The sequence below is a fragment of the Aquimarina pacifica genome, assembly GCF_000520955.1.
Taxonomy (GTDB): Bacteria; Bacteroidota; Bacteroidia; order Flavobacteriales; family Flavobacteriaceae; genus Aquimarina; species Aquimarina pacifica.
This window is the reverse complement of the sequence record NZ_JACC01000023.1, coordinates 57,042-83,950: the sequence shown is the minus strand read 5'-3', so window position 1 is coordinate 83,950 and position 26,909 is coordinate 57,042. Positions and strand designations below refer to the sequence as shown.

Annotated in this window: 7 protein-coding genes; 6 read left to right on the top strand and 1 reads right to left on the bottom strand. The window is 32.5% G+C overall.

Features of this window, described 5'->3' with window-relative positions:
* Nucleotides 1-99 precede the first annotated feature (99 nt).
* Nucleotides 100-615, bottom strand: coding sequence for a hypothetical protein (locus tag DZ60_RS0112965; RefSeq protein WP_025742498.1), 516 nt, complete (start codon nucleotides 613-615; stop codon nucleotides 100-102).
* A gap of 712 nt (nucleotides 616-1,327) precedes the next feature.
* Between DZ60_RS0112965 and DZ60_RS0112960 the strand changes: the two genes are divergently transcribed.
* From DZ60_RS0112960 to DZ60_RS0112935, 6 genes are all read left to right on the top strand, one after another.
* Nucleotides 1,328-3,748 (top strand): outer membrane beta-barrel family protein, encoded by a 2,421-nt coding sequence (locus DZ60_RS0112960; protein WP_025742497.1) that lies wholly within the window; start codon nucleotides 1,328-1,330, stop codon nucleotides 3,746-3,748.
* A 28-nt stretch (nucleotides 3,749-3,776) separates the two neighbouring features.
* Entirely contained in the window at nucleotides 3,777-4,559 is a 783-nt protein-coding gene (locus DZ60_RS0112955) for a hypothetical protein (protein WP_025742496.1), read from the top strand.
* Between the two features lie 233 nt (nucleotides 4,560-4,792).
* Nucleotides 4,793-12,667 carry a non-ribosomal peptide synthetase gene (locus DZ60_RS0112950; protein ID WP_152537428.1) on the top strand — a complete coding sequence of 2,625 codons (7,875 nt, stop codon included), beginning with the start codon at nucleotides 4,793-4,795 and terminating at the stop codon, nucleotides 12,665-12,667.
* Nucleotides 12,668-12,698: 31 nt separating this feature from the next.
* A complete protein-coding gene (locus tag DZ60_RS0112945; protein ID WP_025742494.1) occupies nucleotides 12,699-25,169 on the top strand; it encodes a non-ribosomal peptide synthetase in 12,471 nt (4,156 codons plus the stop codon).
* 2 nt (nucleotides 25,170-25,171) lie between these two features.
* A complete protein-coding gene (locus DZ60_RS0112940) occupies nucleotides 25,172-25,936 on the top strand; it encodes a serine aminopeptidase domain-containing protein (protein ID WP_025742493.1) in 765 nt (254 codons plus the stop codon).
* A 1-nt stretch (nucleotide 25,937) separates the two neighbouring features.
* The gene (locus DZ60_RS0112935; RefSeq protein WP_025742492.1) at nucleotides 25,938-26,909 is read left to right on the top strand and encodes an alpha/beta hydrolase family protein; all 972 of its coding nucleotides are present in this window, start codon (nucleotides 25,938-25,940) and stop codon (nucleotides 26,907-26,909) included.

Here is a 26,909-nt window from a genome sequence, read left to right as displayed (position 1 = left end):
TAGGCAAGTACTTTCTGTAGTTGCTAAAGATAATTAATAGAAATGAATTCGCCGTTAGGGAAAGGGCTTTACATCGACCATGATGTTGCATAAATCGGGTTAAATCATTTGTACCCAAGCAAGCACTAAGGTGAAGAAAATTCCTAGAGAGAAAGCCTTCGTGTTGGTAATCAATATGTCGTCTGGATTAATACGATATACTTGTTGCACGATTTTTTTTCGGTTCATTATCCAAGCTAAAAGTAATGCTACAACTAATACTGTCGCAAAAAATAGGATTTCCTCATAGGACTTTAGTCCATCGAAGATAGTAGAATATGCGGAGGTAGTCAGTATAAAGTAAAAGTATGAGCAGGTCAAAATCCAACCGATTTTGTTCTGTATGAAAACGCCAATCAGTGGAAGTAACAAAAGGAGAGAAGGGCGAAAATAGGTTCTTTTTGTTGTGAGTTCAATGAAATCAGATATCGTATATTGATTTCTATGGTTAAGACCCAATTCAAATATAGTTTCTTGATACCCTCTAATCGAAACAAAAACAAATAAGTTGAGCATCAATAATTTAATTATTAAAATAGGATACTTTATTTTCTTTTTGGTGAGCGTCTGTTGCATGACATGTCGTATTGTTTATTAATAGGTATCATTATAAGACAAAATGTTACTATTGCGAGTTGTACTTTGTTGAATGGAATAAATTTTCTACTGCATAAATCGGGTTAAAATAACAAATCGGATGCGACTACCCCAAAGCCACATCCGTTTGCACTCCTAACTAACCTAAAAAAATTAACTTTTATATGAACCACTTTCCCGGTTCACGTTCTAGTACGGCATCTGTAATATGCTGTACCTGTTGTCAAATGTAATGTGCATAGACATTAAAAAAAATGCTTGTTGAGTAAACAACCGGTTTGATTGAGGGAATAAGTCGTTTGGGGTTTTTATTAGGTACATTTAAAGTGAAAGATGTCTTTCCTACAAAACAACTGTTGATATCAGTTTTTTCTTACCTGAAAACAGGGATGCAACTTTACCTGAATCTTGTATATTTGCGCTTTTTAAGCGTTTGAATTTTACATTCTGAAAACAACAAAATTATGTAGTGCATTAATCATTATAATGGCAACTACATTCTTATTGTCTTTGAGAAAAAGATCTCGATACTAAGAAATAAATTCTTTTTGATTTTTTTATTGAACAGGGTTCGTTGCTTTAAACTAAAAGTAAAAATTAGAGGTACCATTTATATGGATGCAGGCACTATGAATGGTATTTATTATAAGCCGTAAGCAATTAAAATTATCAATTAAAAAATCAATCAAAAATGAAGCAACTAATTAGTTTAATCATAATTCTACGGAGTTCGGTAATGTTGGGCAGTATATTCCCAAAATCAGAAGCTTCAGGTAACATTATTGGGACAGTTATTGATCAAAAAACTAATGAGACGATTCCATTTGTGACTATAGTGGTAAAGGATAAAGCGGATGCGATAATAGCAGGAGGAATTACCAATGAAATTGGTGAATTTAAAATTGATGAAATTTCTTTTGGATTTTATAATGTGACTATACAATATATAGGATATAAAGCTTACCAAGTGTCGGTTGAAATCGGAAAAAATGCTAGGAAAATAGATTTGGGTAGAATAGGTTTGGAAGAAGAAACCACATCATTGGATGAGGTAGTTGTGGTTGGCGAAAACTCTACAATCGTGCAGAAAGTAGATCGAAAAGTTATAACTATTGGTAAGGATTTGGCCACTTCGGCACCTACAGCTTCAGAAATCATGAATAACTTGCCATCGGTAAGTGTAGATCAGCAATCAGGAGAAATTGCATTACGCGGAAATGAGAACGTGCGGGTAATGGTTGATGGAAAACTTTCTAATGTACCAGCAGCGCAATTGTTAAATCAAATTCCATCCACTTCAATTAAGCAAGTAGAGTTAATTACAAACCCCTCTGCCAAATATAACCCAGAGGGCATGAGTGGGATTATTAATATAGTATTACATAAGAACACTTTGATGGGGTTTAACGGAAGTGTTAATTTGGGATACACTTACGAAATTAAATCCAAATATATTCTAGGATTAAATATGAACTATCGGACTGGAAAATTTAATTTTTACAGTAATTGGGGGGGTAATTTTTCGAAAAATATAAGTGGTGGAGACCTTTATAGACAGGAAGGGCAAATATTTCAGGATCTATCTTTTCTAAAAGATTCTAATTCTAACTTGGTTAAATTGGGGATTGATGTATATCTTAATAAAAAACACACACTGTCGATCTTTACTAATCAAAATTCCTTCAATGGTGGTTTGTTAAGTTCAACAGATATCACATACCTAGCTACTTCAGAGTTCAACCAATCTCAGTTCTTTGATACAGATACAGATAATCTTTCTTCTAGATATAATTTAGATTATAAACTTGATTTTGATAAAGAAGGACATAATATAGAATTAGAGGTTGATTATGATACGTATAACCAAGAAGAAGATACAAGGTTTGAATTTACTGGAGTGTCACTTATAGATGATTATGGAGATTTTATAAAAACAGAAAGAAATAGAACTACGGTTAATTTGGATTATATAAATCCTTATGATGAAAGTTCAACTTTTGAAGCTGGATTGCAAGCACGACTTTTTGAAAGTGAAATTTCTTATTCATCAACAGGTTCAACCTTTAATAGTAATGGAGATATTGTACGAACACCAAGTACAGTTTTTGATTACAAAAGAGATATTTATTCGGCCTACCTAAGTTATTTTAAGAAAGTAGGAAAATGGTCTGCAAAATTAGGTGTCAGAACAGAAATGGTTGAGGTTTTGGCTGATACAAATTCAGTAGCTGCTTTTACTAATGATTATGTTGAAGTATATCCGTCAGCACATATTACCTATTCTTCATCAGATAAAAACCAATATCAGATTAGCTATAGCCGTAGAGTCGATCGACCTGGGATGAATCAGGTGAATCCAATTCGTCAATGGAGTACACCATTATTTTCAACAATGGGAAATACACAATTAGAACCGCAATTCACTAATTCAGTAGAGGTTAATTATACTAGGAAATTAGAAAAAGGGAGTATTACCACCGGAGTTTTTTATAGAGCCATTAACAATGAAATTAATAGAGCAATTTTTGTGGATAGAAATCAACAAAATAAACAAATCATAACCTATGACAACTTTGAAGATACTAATGCCTATGGATTTGAATTGACGGGTAGTTATAAACCTCTAAAATGGTGGAGTTTTAATTCAAGTTTTGATGTCTTTTCACAAGTTCAATCAGGGGTTTCAGAAAGTCTGGCTGATACAGGGGATATAATAACTGAAAAAATAGAAGTAGACAATGTATCCTGGAATTTTAGAGTAAACAACAATTTTAAGGTTACAAAAAAATTAAAGCTTTCTGCTTTTGCATTGTATAGAGGTAGAAATAAAGGTTTGCAATTTGATGTAGAACCTATGTTTAGTATGAACTTAGGAGCAAGGTATAGTTTTGCTCAAAATAATGCAACGTTAAGTATTAACTACAAAGATATTTTTAATACGTTGAAGTTTGCCTTTAGGAGTGAACGACCATATGCCGAAACTGGAGAGTTTAACTGGGAAAGTAATACAATTTATGTAGGGATATCCTATAATTTTGGTAATGGTAAGTATAAAGCTAAATCACGTAGACGCCGAGATTTCAATGAAAAATCTGGCGGTGGAGTATTTTAAAACTTAAAAATGTTTAATAGTGAAAATTATGATAAAGGCAGATTCCAAACAAAGAGTTGATTTTGATTCTCAGAAGCTGATACAAGAGATACAACATCCTCAAAACTACTTGGGTTATACATTGGAAGAAAAAGAGAGTTGGAAGACGTTGGTTGAAAGGCAGAATAAAGTTTCTTCTGAGTATTCTTGTAATGAAATTAAAAAAGGCATTGCTAGTCTCGGAATAAATTCACTAAGTATAGCAAATGTGGCTTTATTAAGTGATAAGCTTTATATAAAAACAGGGTGGAATTTGGTGCCAATAACTGGGTTATTGCCTGAAGATGTTTATCTGAAACTACTAACAATTAAAAAATTTCCCGTTTCTGTAGAAATAAGGTCTAAAGAGGAGATCGATTTTTCTGATACACCAGATCTTTTTCACGATACATATGGACATATACCCATACTCTTTAATCCAGACATTAGAAATTTTCTAAATAGATTTGGTCAAATAGCACTTAACTATCTGGATAACAAAAAAGCATTAATGTATCTAACTAAAATTTATTGGTTTACAATGGAAACTGGTATTATTGAAGAAGATGGAGAATTAAAAGTTTTTGGGGCCTCTGTTTTGACATCATCGAATGAGTCAAAAAATATTTATAATAATGAAAATATAACATTACACAAGTTTGATTTGGATAAGATAATGAATTCTGATTATCACATTACATCATTGCAAAAGGAATATTATGTAATAGATTCTTTTAAACAGTTAACAGAAATTAACGAACACCTAGAATCTAGACTTGACGAATTAATATGAGTAAAGGAATAAATTATTGCAGATTTTGATATTTCAATAGACTTGTTTGGTAAAGCATAAATTAAAATACATGCTTAGATCTTTTTTAAAATATTTAAAAAGTTCTTTAGTATTTAAATGTACTAATTAATATTAACGATATAATTGTGGGGATTAAAAAAGAAAACATAGCACTAGATTTAGTGGAGGCAAATGAACCAATACTAAGCAAAGAGGGTTTAAAAAATACCTTTATGTTTAGTAAAGTAAAAGGAGGCTTTGATAAAAAAATATTTAGGCAGGTTTGTGATACTTTCTTACAACAAAGCGAGCTTTATAGTGTTTCTAAGAATTTAATCAATACAAATCAATGTTTAGAAGACAATATAGCGGGGAGCTGTTATATAGAATTATCACTAGATGCCAAGCAATCTGTGCAATCCAAAATCAATGATCTGAGATTGTTAGGTGGTGAATTAACCGATTCTGAAGATGCTAGGTTTATTTTTTATGACATAGAGATACTCAATAATCAAAATGTTGATAGGTATTTTTTTTTAATTGTATATCACAGGTCACATATAGATGTTAGTTTGTATGATTTTGATATTAAGATACAAAAAATCTATAATTCTGAAATACACGAGAATACAATAGTACTGCAAGATGCATATTTAGCCCCCTATACAGAAGAAGAAGTAGCAATATGTGCTATTTGGGAAAAGGAACTAGATGTAGAAAGAGTGGGTGTTACCGATAATTTTTTTAAAATTGGTGGAGATTCTATTTCAAGTTTAAAAGTCTCTCACCGTATGAGTGAGTATTTGTTTAGAGATATAAAAGTTTCTGATTTTTTTGAATACGAAACTATAACACAGTTGTTGACTCATAGTCTAAATGCTCCGTATATTGAAATTCCACAAACAACAGCAAAACAGTCTGTTTTGTCGTTTGCACAAGAACGATTATGGTTTATCGAAAAATTTGAAGAAGGAACCAATGCGTATCATATGCATTCACTTTTTGAAGTGGGGTCAAAAGCAAATTTAAAAGGGGTCAAGTATGCTTTAGAACAAATTGTGCTGCGACATGAGGTATTGAGAAGTGTGTTGACATTTGGAGAACAAAATCAAGGTATTCAAATAGTCCGTGAAGCTGCTCCAGAAATAAAAGAACTGGATTTAAATATAAACGACAGCTATGAAGAGGTTATAAGAAAAGACATTAATCGTCCTTTTAATTTAAGTTCAGAATATCCAATAAGAGTTCACATATATCATGTGAAGGATGGAAAAGAAACTGTAAAAAGACTACTATTAATTAACGTACATCACATAGCAGATGATGGTTGGTCAAAAAATATTTTCCAAAGCGAACTCTTTACTTATTACGAAGCATTTATTAAAAATAACTCTGAATTTAACTTACCAGCGTTAGATATTCAATATAAAGATTATGCAATTTGGCAACGAAGCTATTTGACGGGGGATCTATTGAAAACACAATTAGATTATTGGAGTGCTAAATTATCAGATTTTCAAACCTTAGAAATCCCAACGGATTATGTTAGACCAAAGGAAATTGATTATAAAGGATATCAAGAAGTATTTACACTTAATAAAGACTTAAGTGGGAAACTTAGGAAGTTGTCAAAAAATGAAGGAACTACGCTGCATAGTATATTGTTAAGTAGCGTTTATATTTTGTTAGGAAAACATTCTGGTCAAGATGATATCGTTGTAGGAAGTGCAATTGCTAACAGACATCATAGACAAACTGAAAACCTCATTGGTTTTTTTGTCAATATGCAAGTGAACAGAGGGGGATTAAAAAAAGGGGAAAGTTTTAAGAGTTTAATTTCAGAAGTACATAGAGATCAGATAGAATCTCAGTTGCATCAAGATGTTCCTTTTGAAAAATTAGTTGATGAATTAGGGATAGATAGAGATAATTCAAGACATCCAGTTTTTCAAGTAACTTTTAATGTACAAAGTTTTGACGGTACCAGTGAAAATACAGAAGAGCAAAAGAAGGTTCTGAACCCATATCACTTAGAAAGTGCTTATGAGGTAGCCAAGTTTGATTTGTCGATATTTATAGATGATAGTAAGGAAGAGTTAAAGGGTAAATTTATCTATGCTGCTAGTTTATTCAAGAAAGAAAGTGTAGAAAGATTAATTGAAAATTATATTCATTTGCTCACAGAGCTTACAAATTTTCCTGATAAAAATTATGATCGTCTATGTGTATTAGAAACCAGAGCTTATGATACAATTATAAATACATGGAATAAAACAAATACACTGTTCCCAAATAGTAGTACGCTGCATGGTTTATTTGAGCAACAGGTTGTAAAAACACCCAAAACACTTGCGGTAATTTTTGAAGATGATCAGCTAACTTATGAAGAGTTAAATACAAAAAGTAATCAGCTAGCAAGACATATACGTGCCGAATATGAACAACGTTTCAATGAGCCTTTAAAATCGGATACCTTAATAGCGCTTTGCCTTGATCGCAGTATTGAAATGATTGTTGGAATATTTGCGGTACTAAAAGCAGGAGGGGCATATGTGCCGATTGATCCAGATTATCCTCAACATCGAGTTGATTATATTTTAGAAGACACACAAACACCAATTATTCTAAGCAAGTTAAGTGTTACAGAGGTTTCTCTTCCTAAGGAAAAGACTATTAATATAGACCTGAATGCAGATTTTTATGATTTAGAAGAAAGTGTAAATCTCGGAGTTAGTACTTCTTCTAAAGATTTGGCTTACATCATTTATACTTCAGGAACCACAGGAAAACCTAAAGGAGTAATGATAGAACATATGGGAGTTTGTAATTATCTGCATGCACAACATACTTTTTTAAATACTCCAATTGGTAAACGATTCTATTTGTTACATTCTTATGCTTTTGATACTTCAATTTCGTGCATATTTGGTTCGTTGTGTTCATCAAACACGTTGGTAATCACCGAAAATTCAAAAAAATTACAACATAGTGTTTATAAAACATACGATATTAATATTGCATACATACCACCAGCTTTATTAGGTGCTATTGATAAAAAAGAAGTATCATCATTAGACACGCTTATTATTTCTGGAGAATTAGCAGATGCTAACATTTTGAATAAATTTTCAGGAATAAACTTGATCAATGAATACGGACCTACTGAAGCTACGGTTGGTGCGACCTATCATAGAATGACATCGCAATCAAAGATAAATGTGATAGGAAAATTATTGAACAACAAAAAAGCATATGTTTTAGATGCACAAGGAATTCCTGTTGCTATTGGCGTTACAGGAGAATTGTATATAGGTGGAGTAGGACTATCACGAGGTTATTTAAATAGAGAAGATTTAACAAAGGAGCGTTTTGTATCAAACCCATTTGCGACCGATGAGGAAATTGCTAATGGAAATCATCTATTATATAAAACAGGAGATTTAGTGTGTTGGTCATCTGATGGAAATTTAGAGTATATAGGTAGAAATGATGATCAAGTAAAAATTAGAGGGCATCGTATTGAGTTAGATGAAGTAGCTAATGCTTTAAGTAGCATAAATGGGATTCATCAAAGTAATGTTTTGGTGAAAGAACGACAAACATCGTCAGAAACTGCTTTGAAGTATTTAGTAGGTTACTATATATTAGACGATGCTTATGCTCTAGAAAATGATTCAAATATATTAAATGATTGGGAGCAACTTTATGATGACGGATATCAGAATGAAGTTGAACAATCACAAATGGAAGCTGATTTTTCGGGTTGGAATAGTTATATAACAGGCGAGCCGATTCCTTTATCTCAAATGGAAGCTTGGAGAGATTATATCATTGATACCATAAAAAGTTTATCACCAACGAATGTTCTAGAGGTAGGTGTAGGGTCTGGTCTATTAATGTATCCTTTATTAAAAGATGTTTCTAGATATGTTGGATTAGATATTTCATATCAAATAATTAAAAGGCATCAAGGGTATTTAAAAAATACAAATAACAATACAGCACTTTATCATTTAAGAGCAGACCAACTTAATTTACTACCTACAGAAGAATTATTTGATACCATTGTTGTTAATTCAGTATGTCAGTATTTTCCTAGTATTCATTATTTCGAAGATTTTTTAAATAAGTCTATCAAAAAATTATCTAATGGAGGAAAGCTGTATTTAGGAGATCTTCGTAATTATGATTTACACCATGAATTAATTATTGAGAAGTTTGATTTTGAAGGATTTGATTATGATTCTTATGATGTAGATGCTGTAGCTTTAAAAGAAAATGAATTTTTGATTAGCCCCAATTATTTTCTTGATTTAGCAACTACATACAACGAAATACAAGTAGAGGTTATAGAAAGACCTACTGATCATGAGTATACAAATGAATTATATACGTATAGATATGATGTTGTACTTTCAATCAAGGAAAATAGCAGTGTAACTAATTATACAAACTTAAAAAAAACTAAATCAAAAGAGAAAAGTACCTATAACATCCCTTTTAAAAGTCAATTAAGTAAAGAAAATATTATTGCTTCACTATCAGAGGTTTTACCGGATTATATGGTGCCTAGTTTTGTGATGCCCTTGAAAAATTTTCCATTAACTGTGAATGGAAAAATAGATAAATTAGCTTTGCCAGACCCAGATTTTGATGAGCAACGAGATGACTATGTAGCCCCAAGAACAAGTATAGAAAATCAAATATGCACACTGTGGTCAGAAGTTTTAGGTGTTAGTAAAGTAGGGGTTACAGATAATTTTTTTGCTATTGGTGGGAATTCTATTTCAGCAATTCATATTTCACATCGAATGAGTGAATTATTGGAAAAAGAAATAAAGATTTCAGCAATTTTTAAGTTCAAAAAAATTGCTGAATTATTAACACATGGTTTGACTTCATCAACTGTTAACATTCCAAAAACCAATGATAAAGTTAACCTTATGTCATTTGCTCAAGAACGTTTATGGTTTATTGAGCAATATGAAAAAGAAACCAATGCATATCATATTCCTATGGTATTCGAAATTCCTTCAGAAACGGATATTTCTGGGATTAAACATGCACTCACAAAAATAGTAGCGCGTCATAGTATTTTAAGGAGTACCTTGGATATAGGAGCAGAGCAAGATGGCTTTTTATTTGAACAAGATAATGACGTATTCATTAATGAGGTTGAGGTATCGGATACGATTAATTTTCATTCCTATATTCAAAAAGATATCAATACTTCGTTTGATTTAAGTAATGAATATCCCATCAAAATTTATGTGTATCGCATTATATCTTCTGACGATACATCGAGAAATGTACTGCTAATAAATATGCACCATATTGCAAGTGATGGTTGGTCAATTAATATTTTTCTAAAGGAATTATATGCTTTTTATGAAGAGTATATTGGTAAAAAAGAGCATGTTGCTATTCCTGAACTAACGATACAGTATAAAGATTATGCAGTTTGGCAACGAAACTTTTTTACAGGATCGGTTTTAAATACCCAGCTGAATTATTGGAAAAACAAACTTCAGGGGTATCAGAATTTACAGTTTCCTACAGATTATACAAGGCCAAACTCTATTTCGTATAAAGGCGCTAAATGCACATTTACATTTTCTAAAGAACTCAGTAAAAAGTTAAGAGAGATATCCAAAAGTTACGGAGTGAGTTTGAATAGCTCTTTATTGAGCGGAATCGGGATTCTATTAAGTAAATACACGGGGCAAGAGGATATTGTGATTGGAGGAGTAATGGCGAACAGGCATTATAAACAAACGGAAAATCTTATTGGCCTTTTTGTAAATACACTTGCTAATAGAATAGTACTTAATAATACGCAAAATTATAAAGAGCTGGTAGCACAGGTTCATAAGGATCAAATTGATGTACAGTTATATCAAGATTTTCCTTTTGAAAAATTAATAGAAGAGTTAGAAGTGGTAAGAGATAGTTCTAGACACCCTATTTTTCAAATATTGTTTGGAGTACAAAGTTTTGGAGGTAATGTAGAAACTCAAAACCAGTATTTAGTCCCCTTTGAGCTTGAAGGGAAAGAAGAGGTTTCTAAGTTTGATATGTCCATATTAATTGATGATAGTGACGAAGAAATGTTAGGAACGATCAATTATGCTACTAGTTTATTTAAAGAGGCTACCGTATTAAAACTGATAGGTAATTATAAGTATCTGTTAGAACAGTTAGTTGCCACTCCAGAAGAGGCTTATAGTGATTCTAGTTTGTTAAGGGATGAGGAATACAAGAAAGTGGTATTCGATTGGAATGCAACTGAGGCATACTATGAAGAAGATACAACTATCCATGAATTATTTGAAGAGCAAGTAGCTAAGACACCAGATGCTGTTGCATTGGTTTATGAAGGTCAGGAGTTGACATATAAGGATTTGAATTCTAGGAGTAATCAATTGGCAAGGCATATTCGTTCTGTTTATAAATCACGTACTGGTGATGAGTTAGCACCAGATACTTTGATCGCCCTGTGTTTTGATCGAAGTATAGAGATGATCATAGGAATGTTAGGTGTATTGAAGGCAGGAGGAGCTTATGTTCCTATAGACCCTGAATATCCATCAGATCGTATCTCTTATATTTTAGAAGATACCCAGTCTGAGTTAGTTTTGAGTCAGAATCATTTATGTGATTTAGCTTTACCCAAAGCTCATGTTATTTCTATAGATGAGGGATCGAATTTCTACCAAGATGAATCAACATCGAATCTACCGAGTTATAGTACATCTAGTGATTTGGCTTATGTGATATACACCTCCGGAACTACGGGTAAACCCAAAGGAGTAATGATAGCGCATGTTAGTTTACATAACTATGTAAGTAGCGTTAAAGAAATAATACTGCCAGAGGTTAACACGGTAGATTTTTCTACAAAGTTATCTTTTGATTTAACCGTCACTACTACTATTTGTCCTTTATTATTAGGTAAGAGGATAGCTATTTATTCAGGAACGTTGAACGATGTTCGACAGTATGCAAAACACATAGTTGAGAATAAGGTTGATTTTGTAAAAAATACGCCTTCTCTTTTAGGGAATATTCCATTAGATTATTTTTCTGAATATAAAATCAAACAAGCTTTTATAGGAGGAGAAAAACTAGAGAATTTTCAGTTAGTTCACGTTTTAAAGTACATAACTACCCCAATAGACGAATATGGTCCAACAGAAACAACAGTAGGTGTTACACATTCGAAAAAAGAGCAAGTGAGTTCAAACACGAATATTGGTGGTCCTATTAAAAATATAAAATTATACATTTTAGATACTAATATGCAACCGGTTCCGGTTGGTGTTGTTGGGGAGTTGTTTGTAGGAGGAGCAGGTTTGTCGAGAGGGTATTTAAATCGGCCAGAATTAACCAAAGAGCGTTTTATAAGCAATCCCTTTGCAACAGAAGAAGATATATCGAACGGGTATACTAAGATATATAAGACGGGTGATTTAGTTCGTTGGTTGCCCGATGGCAATTTAGCGTATATCGGTAGGAATGATGATCAGGTAAAGATTCGTGGCTATCGAATAGAGTTGGGAGAGATTGAGTCATCTATGAATACTATAGATGGTATTTCGCAGAGTTGTGTATTAGCCAAAGAGCGAGTTACAGAATCAGGAGTTAGTAACTATTTGGTAGGTTATTATGTATTGGATACAGATTCATTAACTGATGATTTTATTTTAGAGCACCTAAGTAAGACACTTCCTGATTACATGATTCCATCAAGTTTGGTTAAGCTCGAAAGTTTTCCATTAACCATTAATGAGAAGTTAGACAGAGCTGCCTTGCCTGAAGTGGATTTTACAATTTCAGAGTACACCTATGTTGCACCAGAGACTGCGAATGAAAAAGCAATGTGTGATCTATGGAAAGAACTATTAAAATTAGAAAAAATAGGGATAACAGATGATTTCTTTAAAATGGGAGGAGATTCTATACTGAGTATTAAAGCAGCGTATCGAATGAGTGACATATTAGGTAAAGAAATTAATGTTGCAGACATATTTAGGTGCAAGAATATCGATGCTATTTTAAAAGATGTATTCGCATCAGAAGAAGAGGAAGGAATAACATTAGAATTCTAAGTAATTAATTTTTGACAGTATATTTAAAATAATGAGAAGCATTTACACTTTTTTTAATGAGCTTAGACAAGATAAAGGAAGCATCTGGGTTGAAGAGGATCGTTTAAAACTATTTATCACAAAACAAGACAATAAGCAAGAAATAAGTGATTTTATTGTTCAGAATAAGCAAGAAATAATCTCAGTACTTCAAGAAAATTATGTTTTTTCTAAAGAGAAATTTCGTAACCAAGTCATTTTAAGGAATCACGAAACGGTGAATTTTCTATTGAGTCCCGAACAGGAGCGATTATGGTTTATAGAACAATATGAGGGAGGGACCAATGCCTATTATATTCCTGTTTTATTTGAAATTGGAGCTCAAGTAGACATAAAAGGAATACAATATGCTATCGAACAGTTGGTAGCAAGGCATGAAATTTTACGTACTACAATAACGCAAGGATCCAACCTTAATGCTATTCAGCAAGTTCATGAAGAACCACCAATAATCAAACAGGTGGAGGTATCTTATGAAGAATATAAAAAGGAGCTTACAAAAGATATCAATGTTCCATTTAACCTGAGCACAGAGTATCCAATGCGTACTTCGGTTTATACGATTTTAGATGACAATGGATTAAGACAAAGAAGGTTATTAGTCAATTTTCATCACATAGCTTGCGATGGTTGGTCGGTAGAGATTTTTACTCGAGAAATGCATGCCTTTTATAATGCATATATTCATGCTAATAAAGACTTTGAGATCCCTGAACTGAAAATACAGTATAAAGACTATGCATGGTGGAAAAGAGAGTCTCTTAAAAACTCTTTATTAGAAACTCAATTAGCATATTGGAAAAATAAACTTTCAGGTTGTCAAACTTTGGAGATTACCACAGATTATGTCAGGCCTTCTCATGTAGATTATAAAGGGAGTAGGCACTTATTTAAAATGGATAAGCAATTAAGTAAAGAGCTAAGGGCATTATCAAATCGTAAAGGGGTAACTCTAAACAGTGTACTACTAAGTGGAATCAGTATTTTATTAAAAAAATATACAGGACAAGATGATATTGTATTAGGAAGCGTAAATGCAAATAGAAACAATAGACAAGTAGAAGATCTAATAGGCTTTTTTGTAAATACGCAAGTAAATAGAGTACTCCTTAATAATTCTCAGAGTTTTGAAGAGTTAATAACACAAGTGCATAATGATCAGATTTCTGATACACTTCACCAAGACGTACCATTTGAAAAATTAGTAGAAGAATTAGGGATAGAACGTGATATGGCTAAACATCCTATTTTTCAGGTATTGTTTGGTGTTCAGAGTTTTGTAGGAAAAGAAATGAATGAATCTTCTTTGGTATTAAATCCATTAGAATTAGAAGATGCCTATCAAGTAGAAAAGTTTGATTTATCCATATTTGTAGATGATAGTAACGAGGAACTTTTGGTAAAAATAGGTTTTGCTACCAGTTTATTTAAAGAAGAAACGATAAAAAGGTTAGGGAGACACTTTGAATACTTATTATCACAATTAGTAGCAGAACCTGCCACAACACACGATAAATTTTCGGTATTAACATCTTCGGAATATAATCAAATAGTATATGATTGGAATGACACAGATACCGATGATTTTTATAACAAAACCGTGCATCAGGCATTTCAAGAGCAAGTTGAAAGAACTCCAGATGCGGCGGCATTGTTTTTTGAAGGAAAACAATTAACCTATAAAGAGTTAGATGAACGAACCAACCAATTAGCAAGACATATTAGAAAGGAGTATAATAAAATTTATGGACGTTCATTAACTCCAGGAACATACATAGCATTATGCTTAGAAAGAAGTATGGAAATGGTGATTGGTATTTTGGGGGTTTTAAAAGCCGGAGGGGCTTATGTTCCTATGGATATTGCCTATCCCAAAGAACGATTCAATTATATTTTAGAGGATACAAATGCTCCATTAGTATTGAGTCAGAATGATGTGTTTAAAAATTTAAAAATTGATTTTCCGGTAAGTAATATTATAGACATTGACTTACACAATGATTTTTACAGTACAGAGAGTATTGCAACTCTAATAGAACATACTAACTTTGAGAGCATTGCATATGTAATATATACTTCAGGAACAACGGGGAACCCTAAAGGGGTAAAAATTAAACATAAAAGTGTTAACAATTTAGTAAGAGGAAAATCGCAGGTATTAGATATCACAAAGAATGATAACCTAATTCAATTTGCCTCTTATGTTTTTGATGCTTCTGTTTCTGAGATTTTTCCAGCATTATCGGTTGGTGCGTGCTTGTCAGTAATCACAAATGAAACCCGACAAGACCCTAAATTATTGTTAGATTATTTAGAAGAGCATAAAGTTAACATAGCCACGTTGCCTCCTACATTATTACAATCAGCTGAATATAGAGCGTTAAAAGATTTAAAGACGTTGGTGGTTGCAGGAGAATCCTGTCCAGAAGAAACTATGCAACAATGGAGCAAAGGAAGAAAATTGGTAAATGGTTACGGCCCAACAGAGAATACAGTTTGTGCAGCAATGCATACTTATTCTGTGGGTGATATAAATACAACCATAGGAAACCCAATTCCTAATGTAAAGCTATATGTGTTGGATAAGAATTTAACTCCAGTGCCATTGGGAGTTACGGGTGAGTTGTATGTTGGAGGAATTAGTGTTGCCGAAGGATACTTAAATCTTCCCGAATTAACATCACAACGCTTTATAAATAATCCTTTTGCTACAGAATCTGACACGAAAAAAAGATGTACAAAACTATACAAAACAGGAGATCTAGTATGTTGGTTACCCAACGGAACCGTAAAGTACCTTGGTAGAAATGATGATCAGGTAAAAATTCGTGGATATCGTATTGAGTTAGGAGAAATTGAACGTGTATTAACAGCCATAAATGGAATAAGTCAAAGTTGCGTGGTTGTTAAAGAATCTGAAAGTGAAATAGGGAATAGAAAATATATTGCTGGTTATTATATAGAAGAAGAAAATGTATCATTGAAAGAAGAGGAAATATTTGATGAATTATCAAATGTTTTACCAGAGTATATGGTTCCTAAGTTTATTGTTAAAATGGAATCTTTTCCAGTAACAATCAATGGGAAATTAGATAAAAGAAAACTACCCGATACAGGTTTTCAATTAAATAAAAAAACATACGCTACACCCACAAATGATATAGAAAAAGCTTTTTGTGCGATATGGCAAGAATTATTAGATATCGAGCATATTGGGATTACAGATGACTTTTTTAGAATAGGAGGAGATTCTATTTTAAGCATTCAGGTATCTAGTCGTATTAGACAACTTGGGTATGATTGTGATGTACGAGATGTTTTTGAATGCAAAACCATTAAAAAACTAGCAGCCCATGTAGCAAAAAAAGTAACTAAAATAGATGTCAAATCAGAGCAAGGTATACTTACAGGAACATTTGATTTACTTCCTGTTCAGCAATGGTTTGTTGATAAAATTAATGCTGAAATCTTTACCATTCCAAATCATTGGAATCAGAGTTTGTTGATAAAAATTCCAACAACATCTATTGAGATAATAAAAGAGGTTTTTGAAAAATTAGTAGCTCATCATGATGTATTCCGAATTAAGTTTTTAAAAGAAACTTCTACAATTTGGAAGCAAGAGTACTTGCCGACTGTTTATGTGCCAGAAATACAATCATTAGATGTAAGTACACTGAGTAATTCAGAAGTTCAAGAATATTTAACAGCATGGCAAAGTGAGTTTGATTTAGAAAAAGGTTTGTTATTTCAAGCAGGATATTTATATGGGTATGATGATGGTAGTACACGATTATATTTGGCAATGCATCATATGATTGTGGATGGAGTAAGTTGGAGAATCCTTTCTGAAGATATCTTACAATTGCTAGCAGAAAAGCCATTATCTAGTAAAGGAAGTAGCTACAGACAGTGGGTTAACAGTGTAAAGAAATACGCTGTAGAAAACCCTTCTGAAAAAGCATATTGGAGTGAGCAATTAGAAAATATGCCTGTATATGATTTATTAACGTATGGAAAAGTACGAAGCAAAGCATATATACAATTTGATAAATCAAGGACCAATACCTTATTAAAAAGTGCTACCAATGCGTACAATACAGAAATTAATGACCTTTTAATAACTGCATTAATTTATACGCTTAGCGATTTTAATAAAAATGATACGCAATATATCTGTTTAGAAGGTCACGGAAGAGAGTTCATTGATCCATCTATAGATCATAGTAGGACTGTAGGCTGGTTTACTAGCGTATTTCCAATAAAATTGACATTAAAAGAAACGCTCAAAGAAAATATTCAATCTGTAAAAGAATACTTACGAGCCATTCCTAACAAAGGAATTGGTTTTGGAACTTTTGCTACTCAAGAGCGTGTAGATTTTGGACACGAAAACTTAGCACCATTTAGTTTTAATTACTTAGGACAATTTGATTCGAATCAAGGAGGAGAAGGCTGGGGAGAAGCAGGAGTTCAGGTAGATCCAAAAAATATGGATCATAATTTAATAGACATCGTAGGAAAAGTAAGTGGTGGAAAATTAGGCTTTATTGTAGTAAGTAAATTTGGAGAGGTAGCAACTCAAGAAATTAGCAAAAATTTTGAAACTCATCTTAATAATATTATCAATCATTGTACAGAAGTATATGAAGAAAAAGGAACGAATTATACTCCTAGTGATTTTGAAACAGTTACGATAAGTCAAACCCTATTAGATCGCTTACAAGAAAAAACAAAGCATGTTGGAAATGAGATTGTAACAATACTTCCTGCCAATAGTTTGCAACAAGGGTTTGTATATCAGTCTATTACTAAGCCGGAAAATGATTTTTATAGAGTACAATTATTATATGATTATTTAGGAAACCTCAATGTTGATGCTTATGTAAAAGCTTGGCAATTATGTATTGAGCAATACCCAGTGTTAAGAACAGCCTTTAATTGGGAAGAAAAATTAATTCAACTAGTATATCAAAAAGGAAACTTGGAGTATCAGGTACATGATGTAAGTCATTTACCCACTCAGAAGGCAAAAGATGAAGCAATAGGATTGATTCAGGTTGAAGATCGAAAAAAGCCATTTGATTTAACAGAACCAACTCAAGTTAGGTTACATATCATAAAGCAATCAGAGGACTGTTATGCAATTATCAAAACAGATCACCATAGTGTAATGGATGGTTGGAGTGGTCCTATTATTATGAAAAATTTACATGCTTATTACGATATCCTAAATGCAGGTAAAGAAGTAGATTTTGAAATAGATACGGGGTATATTGAAACGCAAGAATACATTGCAAAAAACAAAGAAAAAGCACAAGAGTTTTGGGCTCAAAAGTTGCAATCCGTAGAAAAAGCAAATGATATCAATGGATTGTTAACTACACCAATACGTCAGAATGATCATGAAAAGAAAAAGCAAACATCAACAGTTGCTGTAGAAATTGAAGGAGCTCAATATCAACAAATAAAAAACTTTAGTCAGCAGCACGGAATAACCGTAAACGTATTGGTACAATTTATTTGGCACAAATTATTACAGGTGTATAGTGGAGAGCGTCAAAGTATGGTCGGAACCGTGGTATCAGGTAGAGAAGTTCCGGTAGAAGGTATTGAAAGTAGTGTAGGTTTATTTATCAATACGCTTCCTTTACTAATAGACTGGGATAATGATAATACTATTTTATTGCAGTTACAGGAGATACAAGAGCAAATCTTGGCGTTAAATGCTCATAGCTATGCAGATTTAGTAGCGCTACAAAAAGAAGGAGAACGTCTATTTCATAGTTTGGTAGTTTTCGAGAATTATGCAACTCCCAAAGGAGCTTTTAAGCACAATCCAATAATAAAAGTAAAGCATGTACATGAAGGTGTAGATTATCCATTGTGCATTACTTCATTTGAGTACCTTGATGTGATTAGTCTTAAATTTCAATATGATGAAAACCATTTGACAAAAGAAAGAGCAAATGAACATTTATCAACATTGCAATATATTTTAAATCAGGTTTTAGAAGAACCTAATAAAAAACACGGTGAAATAAACGTACTCAATCCTCAAGAATACAATAAAGTGGTATTCGATTGGAATGCAACTGAGGCATACTATGAAGAAGATACAACTATCCATGAATTATTTGAAGAGCAAGTAGCTAAGACACCAGATGCTATTGCATTGGTTTATGAAGGTCAGGAGTTGACATATAAGGATTTGAGTTCTAGGAGTAATCAATTGGCCAGGCATATTCGTTCTGTTTATAAAGCGCGTACTGGTAAAGAGTTAGAAACAGATACTTTTATAGCCTTGTGCTTGGATCGTAGTTTGGAGTTGGTTATCGGGATTTTAGGCGTATTAAAAGCAGGAGGGGCTTATGTTCCTATAGATCCAAGTTACCCGAAGGATCGTATAGATTATATTTTGGAGGATACAGGATCAGAATTGATTTTGACTCAAAAAGATTTAAAAGCAGGTATGCCTTTGGATAAAGCATTGTATGTTGACTTATCTGAAGATTTTTATCTACATGAAGATACTTCTAACCCAGAAAGCATTAGTAGGTCAGAAGATTTGGCATATATCATTTATACTTCGGGAACTACTGGCAAACCTAAAGGAGTAATGCAAGCACATGGTAATGTTATTCGTTTGTTTTCGGCTACAAATCATCAGTTTGGTTTTACAAATAAAGATGTATGGACGTTATTTCATTCGTATGTGTTTGATTTTAGCGTATGGGAATTATGGGGATCATTACTCTATGGCGGAAAACTTTTGGTGCTTTCTAAAGAACAAACTAAGGACACTGAATTATTTAGTAATGTATGTTCAACATATGGAGTTAGTGTATTAAATCAAACACCTTCTGCATTTTATAGATTTATAGATATAGTTACTCATTCAGAAGCATTAGACCTAAAACTACGGTATATTATTTTTGGCGGAGAGGCATTGAATATTAAACAACTTGATCCTTGGTGGTCTTATCAGATTGGTAATAAACTAGAGACTAAGTTGGTAAACATGTACGGTATTACAGAAACTACGGTTCATGTTACCTATAAACAGTTGATAAAAGAAGAAGGGACTCAGTTGAATATAGGTAAACCTTTATCAGATTTAAAAGCCTATGTTTTAGATACGAATATGCAACCGGTTCCGGTTGGTGTTATTGGGGAGTTGTTTGTAGGCGGAGCAGGTTTGTCTCGAGGCTATTTAAATCGTCCAGAATTAACCAAAGAGCGTTTTATAAGCAATCCCTTTGCCAGTGATTTGGATATAGAAAGAGGGTATACCCGATTGTATAAGACAGGAGATTTAGTTCGTTGGTTGCCCGATGGCAATTTAGAGTATATCGGTAGGAATGATGATCAGGTAAAGATTCGTGGATATCGTATTGAGTTGGGAGAGATAGAATCCTCAATGAATACTATAGATGGTATTTCACGGAGTTGTGTATTAGCCAAAGAGCGAGTTACAGAATCAGGAGTTAGTAATTATTTGGTAGGTTATTATGTTTTAGATAAAGATTCAAGTTCATTAACTGATGATTTTATTTTGGATTCTTTGCATTCGGTACTTCCTGATTATATGATTCCATCAAGTTTGGTTAAGCTTGAAAATTTTCCGTTAACTATTAATGGGAAGTTAGATAAACGTTTATTACCAGATCCTAATTTTAGTTCTTTGGATAGTTATGTGGCGCCAACGACAGATTTAGAGAATACGATATGTAGTATTTGGCAAGAGGTATTAGGTGTTGATAAAGTTGGTATTACGGACAATTTTTTCAGGATTGGAGGAGATTCAATTTTAAGTATACAAGTTTCGGGGCGTATACGTCAATTAGATTATCAATGCAGTGTTCAGGATATTTTTGATTGTAAGACAATTTCAAAACTTGCATTACATTTATCCAAAGAAATAACAACTGTAGTTAAAAAAGAGGAAGGAATATTAAAAGGCTCGTTTGGTTTATTGCCGGTACAAGAATGGTTTGTAGACCAAGTAAATACTAACAAATTTTTAAAGCCTAATCATTGGAACCAAAGTTTTTTAGTCAAAGTCCCTCAATTAGATTTAGAAGTTCTTTCTAATGCTATAGAAAAATTAGTTTCGTATCATGATATACTTCGTGTGCGTTATATAAAAGAAGCTACCTCATGGAAGCAGGAATATCAATCAGAAATAGTAATTCCAAAATTACAGGTAATAGATGTTGCATCATTATCCTCATCAGAAATTCATGAAGCATTTACCCAATGGCATACTGGTTTTGATTTAGAACAAGGGGCGTTATTTCAAATAGGTTACGTTTCAGGTTATAAAGATGGTAGTTGTAGACTTTTCTTTGCGTTACACCATATGATAGTTGACGCAGTTAGTTGGCGTATTTTAGTAGAGGATATTCAGCAATTATATTCCGGTAAAAGTTTAATAAAAAAACAAAGTAGTTACCGTCAGTGGGTTACAACAGTCAAAGAATATTCAAAATTACACTCCAAAGAATCTTCTTACTGGTTATCAAACTTGAAAGGAAAGGCGGCATTAGAGGCATTCACCATAACACCAGATCGTACGCAAAGTCGTATGAGATTAGATCATGATTTTACGCATAATTTATTGCATACTGTTGGAGAAGCATATCATACTGAAATTAATGATATTTTATTAACAGCACTAGCATTTGCATTAACTGATATCACAGGTCATACAGCTCACAACATTACGTTAGAAGGTCACGGAAGGGAATTTATAGATGAATGTATTGATCATAGCCGCATAGTTGGTTGGTTTACGAGTATGTTCCCAGTACATATAGAACTTGGAACCGATATAGGGAAAAGTATTCAGACTATTAAAGAACAGCTACGAAAAATACCTAACAAAGGAATCGGGTTTGGATCTTTTGCTATTAGTGAAACCACATCGTATACTCAAAATGATTTGCCTCTAATTAGTTTTAATTATTTAGGTCAATTTGATAAAGGGACGAAGGAGCAATTAGATTGGCAAATTATACCAGGTAACAGCGGTTTGCAAACGGATCATTCAAATTCAGACCGCAACATTATTAATATTAATGGATTAGTAAATGACGGGTGTTTAAATTTTTATGTAGTGACTCGCTTAGGAGAGGCTATTACTAATAAACTTAATGAGTCTCTTAAATATCACTTAATACAAATTATTACACACTGTTGTGAAAAACTTAAAACTATAGGAGCAAGTTATAGCCCTAGTGATTTTCAAACAGTTCGTTTAAGTCAACAATTGATTAATAATTTGCAAAATGAGGCAAGGTCAAATCAAAATTCTATTGAGCATATTTACCCTGCCAACAGTTTACAACAAGGATTTATTTACCATGTGATTAGTCAACCAGAAGACGATGCGTATCGAGTACAAAAGCTGTATGATTATAAAGGAAATTTAGATGTAGAAAAGTACGTAGAAGCCTGGCAATATTGTATTGCACAATACCCTATTTTACGTACGGCTTTTAATTGGGAAGAAGAATTAATTCAGATAGTGTATAAAAAAGGAGCTTTACAATATACGTTTTATGATTTAAGCAATTTAAATACGCAGGAGGAAAGAGAAAAAAGAATTGATGCAATTCAAAAAGAAGATAGGATAACTGGGTTTGATTTAACGCAGCCAACACTTTTTAGACTGCATATTTTCAAACATTCTGAAAACTATTTTACAATATTAAAAAACGAACATCATAGCATTAGTGACGGTTGGAGTCTACCTGTTTTAATGAATAGTTTAGAGTCATATTACACACAATTGTTAGAAGGAAAAGAAATTGATATACAAAGTGATGTAGCCTATTTAGAAACCCAGGAGTATATAGCTGTTCAAGAATCTACAAAAAATACATATTGGGATACGGTACTAAAAAATGTAGATGGAGCGAACAATATTAATGGATTGTTAGACATTCCTATAGATTTAGAGAATTATAAACAAGTACAGGAATCAAAAATAACTTCAATTGAAATTAAAGGAGAAGACTATAACCGTTTAAAAAAACTGTGTAAAAAAGAAGGAATTACTATTAACATCATTGTTCAATTTATATGGCATAAGCTATTACAAGTTTATTGCAATAATGATTACACGGTGGTTGGAACAACAGTTTCAGGAAGGGGCTTGCCTATTGAAGGAATAGAAAATAGTGTTGGTTTGTATATTAATACGTTACCATTGGTAATTGATTGGAATACAGAATCAAGTATTTTATCTCAATTACATGCCATTCAAAAATCGATTAGTGAATTAAACGTACATAGTTTTACAAATCTCTCTTCATTGCAGAGAAAAGGAGAACAACTATTTCATAGTTTACTTGTTTTTGAAAATTACCCTATTCCTAAAGAAAGTAATCTTTCAGCTTCGAAATCAAGAATAAGAAAGTCAATTGAAAAAGTTAATTACCCTCTGGGGATAATTGCATATGAGTATAATAATACATTAGCGATAAAATTAAACTATGATGGAGCTCATTTACAAGAAGCTCAAGCCAAATTGCATTTGGAAAAGATGGAGTATGTATTACATCAAATTCTAGAGAATCCGTATACAAATTGTAACAAAGTACTTTTATTAAAAGAAGCAGAGTATTCAAAAATAATTCACGATTGGAATACTACTAATGTGTATGGTGAAGTAAATCAGACAATTAATGATTTGTTTGAAAAGCAGGTGGCAAAAACCCCTGATGCCATAGCATTGGCTTATGAAGGGGATGAATTAACGTATACAGAGTTGAATGCTAAAAGTAATCAATTAGCTAGGTATATTCGAGATAGGTATGCTACTCTTAACGGACAATCACTTGAACCAGATACCCTAATTGCGTTATGTACAAATCGTAGTTTAGAAATGGCAATAGGGATATTGGGAATTTTAAAAGCGGGGGGAGCTTATGTACCCATTGATCCGATGTATCCACAAGACCGTATAGATTTTATACTAGAGGATACAGCGGTAGATTTAGTAATCAGCCAAGAACACCTAAAAGAACATTTACCAAGCCATAATTTAATTTTAATTGACTCCAACGAAGAATTTTATAGCCAAGAAAGTGTAAGCAACTTAACAAGTTTTAATACATCAAATAACTTAGCTTATGTGATATACACATCCGGAACTACAGGAAAACCCAAAGGAGTATTAGTAACACATGATTCGGTTACTAATTTATGCAACTCATTAATTCATCATTTTAAATTAAATGAGCATACAATAGCATCACAAATGATTTCAGTTTCTTTTGACGCTTCTGTTTCGGAAATTTTACCGACGTTCTTATCAGGAGGGAAGTTAACAATTGTTCCTGATGACATTAAGAATGGCGGAAATATTGTTGCGTTTTTAGAGGAAAATAAAGTACAGCATTTAACCATACCTGCGGATCTTTTAGAGCAATTAGAAAAAACGGAGTTAAATGATTTAAAAACCATTCATGTGGGAGGGGGAGTCGCTTCTGCTACTTGTTTTAATAGATGGAGTGCTGATAAGTATTTGGTAAATGCTTATGGACCCACAGAAACTACAGTTTGTTCAACACTATTCAACTATCAAAAAGGAGATTCTAATACCAATATTGGTAAACCTATTCAAAACACGCAAATATATGTTTTAGATGCATACATGTGTCCTGTTCCTGTAGGAGTTAAAGGGGAACTATATATAGGAGGAATAGGAGTTTCAAAAGGGTACTTAAATCGCCCAGAATTAACAACAGAACGTTTTGTAGATAACCCATTAGCAAGTGATTTAGATATAGAACGAGGACATACTAAGTTGTATAAAACTGGAGATTTGGTAAAATGGTTACCAAATGGTGAAATAGAATATATGGGTAGAAATGATGACCAGGTAAAGATTCGGGGTTATCGTATAGAGTTGAAAGAAATAGAATTAGCTATTTCAGGAATAGAAGGAGTAAAGCAAGCTGTAGTGATAACAATTGATAGAGCCGAAAATGACAAGAGATTAATTGCGTTTGTGGTTAAGGAAGAAGAGGGTAATTTAAGTTTGTTTAAACTGAAAAAGTTTTTAAGAAAAACATTACCAGAGTATATGATTCCTTCAAGTATAGAAGTCATAGAAACAATGCCTATTACTATAAATGGTAAAGTAGATAAAAAAGCACTTACAAAATTAGTTTCTTCAACTCGAAACGAAGAATTTGAATACAAAGAACCTAAAACAGAAATTGAGAAAAAACTAGCAAGTATTTGGCAAAAAATTATACAAATAGATAAAGTAGGTCTGAATGATACTTTTTTCAATTTGGGGGGGCATTCATTATTAATTATAAAAAGTAATAATTTGATAAAGAAAGTATTTGATATTGAACTGCCTCACAACGTATATTTTAGCAATACACTTGAGCAAATTTCACTAGAAATTGAAAAACAAATGAGTACAAAAATCGTATCAGTTTAAAAATGGAGTATTTATATATTGAAAAAAAGAAAGATCAACTTTATAGTGTTTATCACGAACCAACTATTTTTGATTATGAAGAGTATGGAGTAATATTATGCTACCCATATGGACAGGAATATATAAGATGTCATAAGTTATATACAAATTTGGCTACCAAATTGGCTCAAGAAGGATTTCATACACTTAGGTTTGACTATTATGGCACTGGAGATTCGTCTGGGGACTTTTCAGAAATAAATTCTATGGATCAAAGTTTGGAAGATATTGAACTTGCGGTCAAAGAATTAAAAGAGGCATGTGGCGTTAAAAAAGTATTTCTTATTGGAGCGAGAATAGGAGCAACTTTGGCATTATTGCATTCAAAAAAAGCAAAGATTGATGGGCTTGTTCTATGGAGTCCTATAACTTCGGGTAAAAATTATTTAAATGAAATAAGCTCTAATTATAAAGAATGGTTAGAAGGATCTTTTACCAATGAAAATGAACTTCCAAAAGGAGCGATTTCCAGTTTTGGTTTTTTATATAATGCATCATTAGTCAATAGTATTCAGTCGATTGAATTTACAAAAGAAGATTTTTTAACGCAATTTCCCACACTAATTATAGATCAAGATGATCCAAAGAATTTAGGAACTATTGAGCAAGTAACTTTTGAAAATATTATAAATAAAGAGTTTTGGCTAAAACGAGAAAAAGAAAAGGATAAATCTTTAGTCCCAGTTCAGGAAATAAATAAAATTATTAATTGGATAAAAACGGTTTAAAATGAGTGGTAAAGAAGATATTATTTGTTTTGGAAAAAATAACGTTCTAGTGGGTGTTTTGAATCGAGATAAAGATAATTTCAAGGCAGACTCCCCTTGTGTTATATTTATTAATGCTGGGGTTATTCCTAAATGTGGTCCCAATAGGTTATATGTAAAAACTGCTAGGGAATTGTCTCGTATAGGAATTGTTAGCTTTCGGTTTGATTATTCCAGTATGGGAGATAGTGGGAAAACCAATATCGAAGGCAATTTCCAAGAAGTAAAAGATGAAGAAATTCGACAAGCAATGAATGTTATTCAAAAAAAAACAGGGATTAAAAACTTTGTATTATCAGGTATTTGTTCTGGTGCAGAAGATGCTTTTAGAAATTCATTGTTGGACCATAGAATTGTTGGTTTAGTTTTAGTAGACGGGATTTATGGAGATAAAAGTTTACTAAAAGATGTTTACCCCATTGCGAATAGAAATTTGTCAATTCGCTATTATAAAAAGAATGCATTTGATCTTAATCGATGGAAAAAGGTACTAAATGGGAATAGTAATGTTTTGAGTGCAAAGAATTTTAAAATGGTAGCTAATATGGGAGCCAATACACTCAAAAAAATGACAGGGACATCTAAAAAGGAATCCAATTCGGAACAGGAAGAAATTCCTACCGATACCATTGCAATTCAAAAAGAATATAACCTTAAAGATTGGGAGTTGCTTTTTACTAGAAATGTTAAGTCATTTTTAATTTTTTGTGAGGGAGGAATAGCTATAGATATATTCAATTTATCTATGCGTGATCTATTAACTACGTATAATAAAACTGATTTTTTACATGTAAAGTTAATGGAAAATATAGATCATACATTTACACCACAGTGGTCACAAAATGTATTAACAGAAATGATAGTTGATTGGATAGGGAATAATTTTATGGAACTGAAAGAACCAAAAGCGGGTATACTAAAAAAGCAAGCATAA